The 8,901-nt window shown below is 38.1% G+C and carries 9 protein-coding genes and 2 pseudogenes; 2 read left to right on the top strand and 9 right to left on the bottom strand.

From position 1 onward, the window contains the following. The coding region (locus B3139_RS19325) for a S24 family peptidase (protein ID WP_293885126.1) at positions 1 to 508 on the top strand (508 nt) is incomplete at its 5' end. 105 nt (positions 509 to 613) lie between these two features. Here B3139_RS19325 and B3139_RS19320 read toward each other — a convergent pair. The 3 genes from B3139_RS19320 to B3139_RS19310 form a co-directional block, all read right to left on the bottom strand. Then, positions 614 to 958: a hypothetical protein gene (locus B3139_RS19320; protein WP_293885125.1), complete on the bottom strand. Its 345-nt coding sequence runs from the start codon at positions 956 to 958 to the stop codon at positions 614 to 616. Between the two features lie 212 nt (positions 959 to 1,170). Beyond that, complete coding sequence (locus tag B3139_RS19315) at positions 1,171 to 1,344, bottom strand: hypothetical protein (protein WP_209576318.1); 174 nt, start codon at positions 1,342 to 1,344, stop codon at positions 1,171 to 1,173. Between the two features lie 661 nt (positions 1,345 to 2,005). Beyond that, a complete protein-coding gene (locus B3139_RS19310; protein ID WP_293885124.1) occupies positions 2,006 to 2,659 on the bottom strand; it encodes a VOC family protein in 654 nt (217 codons plus the stop codon). A 291-nt stretch (positions 2,660 to 2,950) separates the two neighbouring features. Here B3139_RS19310 and B3139_RS19305 point away from each other — a divergent pair, with 291 nt between their 5' ends. Continuing rightward, positions 2,951 to 3,121 carry a DUF4372 domain-containing protein gene (locus B3139_RS19305; protein WP_293885123.1) on the top strand — a complete coding sequence of 57 codons (171 nt, stop codon included), beginning with the start codon at positions 2,951 to 2,953 and terminating at the stop codon, positions 3,119 to 3,121. On the opposite strand, the pseudogene tnpC reads toward B3139_RS19305, so the two are convergent. From tnpC to B3139_RS19280, 6 genes and pseudogenes are all read right to left on the bottom strand, one after another. Further along, a pseudogene (gene tnpC, locus B3139_RS19300) lies at positions 3,107 to 3,826 on the bottom strand (IS66 family transposase); the annotation flags it as partial. The gene B3139_RS19305 and the pseudogene tnpC overlap by 15 nt on opposite strands. Before the next feature lie 119 nt (positions 3,827 to 3,945). Beyond that, a complete protein-coding gene (ltrA, locus tag B3139_RS19295) occupies positions 3,946 to 5,616 on the bottom strand; it encodes a group II intron reverse transcriptase/maturase (RefSeq protein WP_293885122.1) in 1,671 nt (556 codons plus the stop codon). 517 nt (positions 5,617 to 6,133) lie between these two features. Next, positions 6,134 to 7,015 (bottom strand): IS66 family transposase, encoded by an 882-nt coding sequence (locus tag B3139_RS19290; protein ID WP_293885121.1) that lies wholly within the window; start codon positions 7,013 to 7,015, stop codon positions 6,134 to 6,136. A 49-nt stretch (positions 7,016 to 7,064) separates the two neighbouring features. Further along, positions 7,065 to 7,277: pseudogene (tnpB, locus tag B3139_RS21590) on the bottom strand (IS66 family insertion sequence element accessory protein TnpB); the annotation flags it as partial. Positions 7,278 to 7,402: 125 nt separating this feature from the next. Continuing rightward, on the bottom strand, positions 7,403 to 7,684 hold the full coding sequence (gene tnpA / locus B3139_RS19285) for an IS66 family insertion sequence element accessory protein TnpA (RefSeq protein WP_293885120.1): 282 nt from the start codon (positions 7,682 to 7,684) through the stop codon (positions 7,403 to 7,405). 641 nt (positions 7,685 to 8,325) lie between these two features. Continuing rightward, a partial coding sequence (locus B3139_RS19280) for a type I restriction endonuclease subunit R, EcoR124 family (protein WP_293885119.1) occupies positions 8,326 to 8,901 on the bottom strand: 576 nt, incomplete at its 5' end.

Below are 8,901 nucleotides of genomic sequence, written 5' to 3'. Positions count from 1 at the left end.
TAGGACGGATACGTCAAAACAAGGTGCAGAACAAGAGGATGGGGTGTTGATCAGTGCTGTTCCTTGCGCCCATAGTGTACCTTTTTATGATTTAGCGGTTGCAGCAGGTAATTTTTCCGAATTACAACAAAGTGACACTTTGCAGTATATTGACGTTGAAGAACGCTATCAGGATCCTCAACGTTATTTTGCCTGTAAAGTGGTCGGGGAATCCATGAACAAGATTATTCCCAATGGTTCGATCTGTTTATTTGAGCGCTATCAGGGAGGTTCCAGAAATGGTCTGATCTGTTTGGTTGAATCCAGTAGTTTTGAAGATCGCGATTTTGGGGCCAATTATACCATAAAAGAATATTCCAGTAAAAAGACCATTACGGAAGAGGGCTGGCAACATCAGGAAATTATTCTCCTACCCAAGTCTACAGACGATTCTTATAGTCCCATTATATTGAAAGATGAGGAGACGGTAGATCTCCAGGTGATCGGGGTATTTAGACAGGTGCTATAGATTTATTTTTGCTCGATTAATCAATTATATGGAAACCCGTACATTGTTATTTTTTGTCTGGCGCTGAAGCTTGCTTAAAGGAATCTTTGATGATGGATTGTAAAGCTATGGCATAGGTAATTCATTATATGTATTTCCTAGCATTTCTCTTATTTCTCTTTCCTGCTCTGTTATTCCTAAACTACATAATTTATTTATTAACATATATCCACTAATTTCAGGGTATTCAAAGTGTTCAAATGTTAATGTACCGATTTTTCTCTGTGCAATATATGTGTAGGTTTTGTATCGTTGATTACTTTCTAGAGGTTCAATTGTTTTAGATGCTTTATCATACGTTCTAGCGCCTGCAAATCCAAAAGATCCAGTTGGATGTTCAGCAAGTAAAATCGGGATCACGTTTAAACATGTTATTAAAACATTTCCGATATCTCCTTTATTAGTTATCAAAGAATATTTTTTATCTGTTTTTTTATAGCATTTTGGATAAAACTTAATCGAGAAAAAATCGTGCGTATGACAGTCTGCTAATAGTACATAATTCAGTTTTGTTTTAGGTGAATAGAACTTGTATATATACGAAAAAAGATGATCGGAACCATCTTTTATGTTTTTCTTTTGTATGAATTTTAATTCATACCCTGGGAAATTAAAGTCCAATATTAAGGAATTAAGAAATTTTTAGAATTAAAATCACATGTAGATCTTTGACCAGAAGTAACTTCTGAAAAAACTTTTGACCCTTTAATGTTTAATTTTTCAACAGTCACAGTTTTTACCTCCTTAACAGAAGTCCAATTCAATCTAACCCCTTTTGGTGTTGTTTTGGTTTTCATTGCGCGTTGCATTTTCTTCTTCTTGTGTATGTTATTAATTTAATCCACTTATTAAACTACTGTGTCCTGTAAAAGGTTTAACATAGTAATAAGTATGTATTTAGAGAACACATTAATCACTTAATCAACTCTTGTACTTAACTATATAACAAGTTTAATGTATAATTTTCAAATAAACAAATCTCTAGTCTACACACCTGATGACGCTGGCACTAGTATAATTATGATTCTAATAGTGACTGTAAAATACAGATAGATACGCTTTTTAGCCCTGTAGAAAAGTTTGCGCAATATTGTTGATGACCAAACATATTTAAATAAAATATACTAATACAAATAATTTAAATAATGTTACACAAAGTGTAGAGACGTTATTCATATAATAAAAATTAATTGTCAAAAATTTATGACATTATATTTATGTAACACGCTAGTCTTGTTACTATTTTTGATAAGCCCAAGTCACAAGCCCTTTTTCAAAAATATCGCCAGGAAGCTTCGTCTATTTCATAGATATAGTTGAATAGTGCTTTGCACTTTTCTTCAACGATCCTCGTTCAACTCGCAGGACGGCGAGCGATGAATAATTAATTAAAAATGAGCGTGAAATGGATTTCTATTAAAAAGGTTGCTTAATATATTGAGATATAACAATTTAACATTAATTATACTCCAATTCATATTCTTTGTTAGCAATGTTTATAGTTGCTCTAACTTTCCATTTTTCTGCTTTTTCTTGAGTTGGGTACCAACTTCTGTTAGGACTTGAAATAACAAATAAAGCGTCATCACAACCAACAGCAACAAAATCATCTTTTCGGGGGCCTTTCATAAAAAAATCAATTTCCTTTTGATGAATTATCTCATTCCCAGTTTGAATAGGCATGTCTGTAACAAGCCCTATTTCATTAATATTTAAAATCTGCTCTATCGAAAAAGGATTGTCATTATTGTTGTTTAAATCACTTCTACTTATAAGCTCCAAAATGTTTTTATTATTATCAAAAAAATAGATTGCTTTTGCTCTCCAGTTATCAAATTCCGTTACATATGAATTCTCTGCAAAAATTAAATTTGTTTTTTGTAATATCCATTCCAATGCTTCTTCTATTTTGTTTGAAGGAATATTGAAAGCGAAATGGTATTTTGGACTGTGCTTGATATCTGTTAATTCGAAAGTCAATTTTGAAGTTCCAACGATAAATGAGATACTTTTTTTTGTTTCTTTAACTATATCAAAACCAATTGTTTGCGAGTAAAATAGTTTTGTCTCCGATATGTTATTTGTCAATAGTAACAGTTCTTGAATTTTCATTTTTTTGATATGATTTGTGATTCCAGTTATTATTTAGACTTATGGAGTGAATATACAAATAGTTTTATCCAGCTTGAAGAACAATCTTTACTCATTACTTAAGAAAAGGCCTAATATCCATACACTTTCTAATAGAATAGGGGATATTACCCGATGGATTACACATCCATATTATTCCAACTCACTTTTGTTTTATATTATACCATTAGCGTCCTAAATGTGATTTGAAAAGTGGTGGTGAATGATATAGCAGGGAATGCTATATTTAGTTCGCTAAAACAGATCACCACCATGGTAAATATAAAAGTATTTTCTCAGATTCTCTCGCTTATCGACCGCGAGCATTTCAATTTTTTGGTGCGCAAGCATAATTCAGACAAGCACCAAAAAGGTATCAACAGCTGGACACATTTGGTAAGCATGCTTTTCAGGTATCCGCCCTACGAACTACAGGTCAGCTGATTTCTTGAAGTTCTGCGGATAAAGATCCTTTAAGTTTTTATGGTTTATTGACATAATGTTTTCCAATGTATGCTTTAACCACTGAAATGGATTTACCTCATGCTTTTTACAGATCGCAAAGAAAGAGTATATCATTGCTGCACGCTGTGCTGCTTCATGGCTTCCTGCAAAGAGGTAGTTCTTCCTTCCCAAAGCTACAGGTCTGAGTGCATTTTCGATCTGGTTATTATCAATAAGCAGATTTCCGTCATACAGGTATGCAGATAGCGCATCCCATCTGGCATAGGCATACGCCATTGCTTTTCCGATCTGGCTTTTAGGGAGCGTATTTTTTATTTCCTGGAAGATCCATTTTCCCAGCTCGTTGATAACAGGTAGGGATTCGGCCAATCGCAGTTCTTTGATCTGTTCTGCGTTTAGATTTTCCTGCTTGGCTTTCCGCTCTACGGCATAAAGCTTTTGGATCATCAACAATGTCTTTTCAGCTCTTGCTTTATCGTTGTCCAGCGCTTTTTCAAACTCACGGCGTGCATGTGTCCAGCACGCCAGGTGTGTAACCTCTTTCTTTTTACCGTATTTTTCGTACACCGCGTACCCATCTGTCTGAAGATAACCTTTGAAGTTTCCAAGCATAGGTACAGCGGCAATCCCACCACGGGTAGGACTATAGTCAAACAGCACAGTTCCCTCCAATGGAGCATGGTAGTTGGGTAGGTCAGGAGCATTACTGCTCCCTTCCCCCCGAAGAACTGTACGTGAGACTTTCGCCTCATACAGCTCAGGTCATTAACAAGCATAGATTTGTTTTCATTGCCGGCTTTCAGTTATTTGGAGTTGATCTTTCGATTACAGTTATTATGTACAATGATCATGTTGGAGTAGGTGAAGTTTCCGCCATTAGAGAAACTTCTTCTCAGACGGATTTGCCAGTTTTGGAAGATTTTCAGTGATTTCTTGCAGAGTGGACATTTACCGTTTTGCAAAGCGATAACACTATCAACCGATCTCTGGCTACTCTTTTTTTGTTTCATCTTATTGGTGTTCCTCTGCTCGAAATAGCTGTCCTGTTCCTTGTCGAATGGATTGGCATTTTGCCTGATTTTGACGTGTCGTTGTATTGCAACATCACTCATATGGATCAGCCAATAGCGTTTTTTACTATCATCCAATTGCTTTTCCAAACCGCTAAAACAGTAATTTCTCAGCCCTTTACTTTGGAAATACCTATTGATGATCCATTTTGCAGACTTCTTCGGATGTCGCCATTTACTCCATCCCCATATTACTTTCCAGATCTCATGATCCATCTTCGAGAAGATTGCTTTGGACACTACTGATCTATGGTAATTTGCCCAGCCCCTGACCTTCGGATTAATGATTTTTATCAAAGAAACTTGGTCTATACCTCTGTATTTACGTACTGTCTGTCTGATTTTTCGAAGGAAAGTTTTAATGTTGTCTTTTGAGGGTTTGATCAAGAGTTTTTGGCGGTATCTTCCACATTTGTATTTCCTGACATTCTGTCCCAAGAAATCGAACCCTTCCGATATATGTGTTGTACGGGTTTTCTCCAGTGAGAGTTGTAACCCCCTTTCCGCTAGAAATTCGATGATGAGCGGCTTGATCGCTTCCTCAAGGCATTCTTTGGTTGTTGCGGAGACGATAAAGTCATCCGCATATCTGATCAGATTTATGCCAATTGGTCGGTTCCCAAACTTTTCTTTTAATCTTCTAGCTAGCCCATCCAATGTTATATTGGATAGGATCGGTGAGATAATTCCTCCTTGAGGGGTACCTGATTCGGTAGGGAATAACTTTTTACTTTCGATATATCCCGATTGCAACCATTGAGCGAGTATCGATTTATCTATGGGTATGTTCTTCAGGAGCCACGCATGGTTAATATTGTCGAAACACCCTTTGATATCACCCTCCAGTATCCACGCTGGGCTAACATTTTTTGACAACACTTTAAAACAGTGTTCCATTGCATCTGCGCAAGAGCGTTCTGGTCTGAAACCATAACTGCACGGGTCCGCTGTTGTTTCCGCCACTGGTGTTAGGGCAAGTGCATATACAGCCTGCATAGCTCTGTCCTTTATTGTCGGGATTCCCAGCGGACGTTTTGACTTTCCGTTAGCCTCTGGTATATAGATTCTTCTAAGAGGCTTTGCACGATATCCTCTCCTTTTTAGTCCTAGGATCAGGAAGGTTTTCTGGTGAGGAGTTTTAACAACTAATCCGTCGATGCCCGGAGTTTTTCCGCCCTTGTTTTCTACCACCTTCTTGACAGCAATTGCTTTTGCTGAAAAAGAATGTGTCAATAACCATTGTAGTGATTTAACTTTTCTCCATTTTTTTTCTTTAGTTGCCTTGGCGATTCTGACTTGAAGCTTTTTGACCATCCTCATACAGAGATCCCATGGAATGGACTCCCAGTTTTGTTGTTGTGTGGATGTGATGACCGCATTCACAGCTTTCCTTGTTGTGATCATTTGCTTGTCTTCTGAATTTAAAGTTCTTTAAGTCTAATCGCCAGTAATGACCTAGGACAAGTCTGCCAGTTTTCACTGCAAGGCGATCTTTTCAACCTCTATGTCTCTCATTATAAGTGACCATTCGCTTTTTGTCCTATCCTACATCCGCTGACGATGGGGCTTCCTTGCGGTTGCCTTGCCTTCTGATGAAGGCCATCAACGGAGTTTCCCTGTTCCGTAGATAAAACACGGCTGGTTTAGGCTCTGCAATTTCTCCGTACGTGTTATTTAGCTGTGTAGATCCATGGATCCTGATCTATCTCACGTATTTACCGTTTGGTTGAAGCCTGTCAGTAACCATTTGGCTCCTTCATACTTGACGGAAAGTATAAGCAGTTCAATTAATTTAGCCTTGTCAGCCAGCCTAGCCCTATACTGAATGGTACTTTCAGTTCCGCTTGATCCCTTACGGTTCCCACGGTTACCTTTCGGTTATTTGGTGCATTGTCTCCCGAGCTTCACACCCCGTAGTTACCTACGACGCATGTCGAGATAGGCTACCACAAACAGCATTGTGGGCATCTCTATATGAATAGTATTCATATTGATGCAATTTTATCAACGACTTTTCAGGTCGCACTACCCAATAGTAACCTTGATGGGTAGCTCCTTTTTTATCGCTGTCCAGTACTTTTATCGGCGTTTCGTCCACTTGAAGGTACCCCTGTGCTTTGGTATCGAAGACGAGCTGTTCATACAGTGGCTCTAGTTTTTCCAGCGCTTGCTTGGTCCATCCTTCGATCGTTGAGGAGGCGATCTGTATGCTTTCCCTAGCGAAGATCTGTTTTTGACGATATAATGGAAGATGATCTTGATATTTACCGGTCAGGATCATCGCTAGCAGGCTCGATCCGGGGATTCCTTTATCGATGACACGCTCAGGAAGTTCGGCAATAGCTACGGTAGATTTATCTTTGGCAGCATATTTATAACGGATGTAGCGTTTAATATAGAACTTCGCAGGCTCGCATTCCAATTCTTCGGTGATTTCCTTACCGATGCAGATCATTTGGGATAAGTCACCTTCAGGGCGGATCTCGATTTCTTCTACAGGAAGATGTGCTGGCAATTTCGCGCGCCCTTTGTGGTTGGGGCGCTTGCGGATGTATTCAATCTTTTCTTTGATCTCTTCCTGTTGCTGCCCTACTTCCGCAGGCTCCGCCTCAAAAGGAAGCATGGTCTGGGCTGGATCGCCCTCAAAGCGTTCGCGCTTCTGTCCGAACTGCATACGCTTGTACATGGCGAGTTGGGACTCTAAGTAATCTATCTTTTCATCTCTTTCAACAAGGGCTTGCTCGCGACTGGAAATGACCTTGAGAAGGTCTTCTTTTGAGAGGTTTTCCAGTGCTTTTTTCATAGTGTAAATATGCGCAAAAAGTAGCTCTTATCCTATTTAAAGTCCATTTTTAAGCCAAAGAAAAGCGTCTTTTTTGAATACTTTTTAATACCTGTATCCCTTCGACCATCAGTACCAGGTCACTCCAGGACAATTCTTCATTTTTTACATGGGGCGGTAAAAAGGTCCCGCTTTCCAGACGTTTGTAATACAGCACAAAGCCTCCTCTTTCCCAGTGGAGAAGTTTTATGTGCGTACGGCTACGGTTCAGAAACACGAATACCTCACCACTGGTAGCTTATCGTTGCATCCCTGAACTGATCAATCCACAAAGTCCATCAAAAGACTTCCTCATATCGCAAAAACCATCATAGAGATAAAATCTATGCGATGAGCCTAGCGCAAACATCAGTACAAACGTATCAATTGAGAGAGAAGCCCCAGGTCGTTTTCTACCTTAATACGTACACCATTGGGATAGATAATTTCAATATCACTGTGTTTACTGGATTTATCGATGTTTAAAAAGCCAACAGCCGACTTATCGATTTCTTTAATCCGAGAAATCCAATAATAAAACTTGGCCTCATTGAGCCCTTTTTCAGCACAGTAGGCTTTCTTACTCTTTCCGCTCTGTTGCCAGTCTGCTATCATCGATAGCATATACTCTCTTTTTTCTTGTATGCTCATGCTACAAATCGCCACAATAGAGCTCGCTTATAAAATATGTGCTTGGTCGGGAGGATACGCTGTAGCGATGAGATATCTATTGTATCTAGGTCTTGACAAATACTTATTTCTCAATTCTATTTTCATAATATTTGGTGTTGTTAAAAATTATTCTTATATTTGATCCATTTAGACTTGTTAAAGCCTCTTTCTCTTGTAGAAACGTAATCAAGTAAAAGATTTTAGGGAACTCGTAAAACGGTTCCCTTTTTTTATATTATAATTTGATAAGGTGGTCATAAAATTCCTCTTTAATATAAATAAGATCCTTTCTGAAAATAGCGCTTTAATTTTTTCTGAATATAGATCACTAGTGTAAAATTTAACCTCCTAACTCATCTTCTTTACTTTAAAATTCCCAGGACTTCTATATCCATGGTCTTCTCTATTAAATCCTAATCTTGCTATTTCGCTTTCAACATCCTTCGCATTAGGTGTAAGTATAGTGGCTGAGACAACTTGAAATTCATAGCCTTTTGGCATATCTCCAAATTACCTAGTTACTTTCAATTTATATAATGCCATAGTCCTTTTTATTATAATTGTATTTAAATTTTTTGGTCTTATTGTTCGCACTTTCCTAATTTAAGCTAAGGCTTTTACTATAGCCCCGTTATACCATTAACGAAGGTATCTACAAACCCAACAATCTTATTTAAGATACGATCACCTATCTCTTTGGATTTTAGAACGCTAGGTCTTCCGTCGGCGCGAAGAGAAAGAACTTCTTTACGAAGTGGCTCACGCTCTGTGAAAAGGTAGTTCTCAATTAGCCTTTCGGTATCTTCTTCTAACAGGTTCTCAGTTTTGATTAAGTCCTGCAATGCGCTTTCTTGTTCTATATTCCAGAATTTTTCAAACTCATCCGGAATAGTATCGCTGTCCTCAATATGCGGTAGGTTTTCTTGAATAAATTTCTCTATGAGTTCCCTTATGCTTCGTAGCGATACCTCTGTGTTTAAGAGATTGGCGATATCTTTTTCAATACTTTCTCTATCCTTGCCCGCTTTTTTCGACTTGAATTTAATAAGGAGCTGGATTATATACGTTACATTGATGGTATCTCGTCTGATCAATTCAAGTTCGAAATCGATATCATTTAAAATTGAGGTTTTTTCAGGAGATGAGTTCGTATTCAGCCCATCTTTCAGATCCAAAGAGGGTGTAAAGTAAACTGT

Source organism: Sphingobacterium sp. UBA1498 (assembly GCF_002325125.1).
GTDB lineage: Bacteria > Bacteroidota > Bacteroidia > Sphingobacteriales > Sphingobacteriaceae > Sphingobacterium.
This window is presented reverse-complemented; position numbering and strand designations above follow the sequence as displayed.

What these genes read in the sequence shown, in the direction of transcription:
- B3139_RS19315 (WP_209576318.1), bottom strand. Translation starts at nt 1,344, where the DNA reads ATGAAAACCAAAACAACACCAAAAGGGGTTAGATTGAATTGGACTTCT.
- B3139_RS19310 (WP_293885124.1), bottom strand. Translation starts at nt 2,659, where the DNA reads ATGAAAATTCAAGAACTGTTACTATTGACAAATAACATATCGGAGACA.
- B3139_RS19305 (WP_293885123.1), top strand. Translation starts at nt 2,951, where the DNA reads ATGGTAAATATAAAAGTATTTTCTCAGATTCTCTCGCTTATCGACCGC.
- ltrA (WP_293885122.1), bottom strand. Translation starts at nt 5,616, where the DNA reads ATGATCACAACAAGGAAAGCTGTGAATGCGGTCATCACATCCACACAA.
- B3139_RS19290 (WP_293885121.1), bottom strand. Translation starts at nt 7,015, where the DNA reads ATGAAAAAAGCACTGGAAAACCTCTCAAAAGAAGACCTTCTCAAGGTC.
- tnpA (WP_293885120.1), bottom strand. Translation starts at nt 7,684, where the DNA reads ATGAGCATACAAGAAAAAAGAGAGTATATGCTATCGATGATAGCAGAC.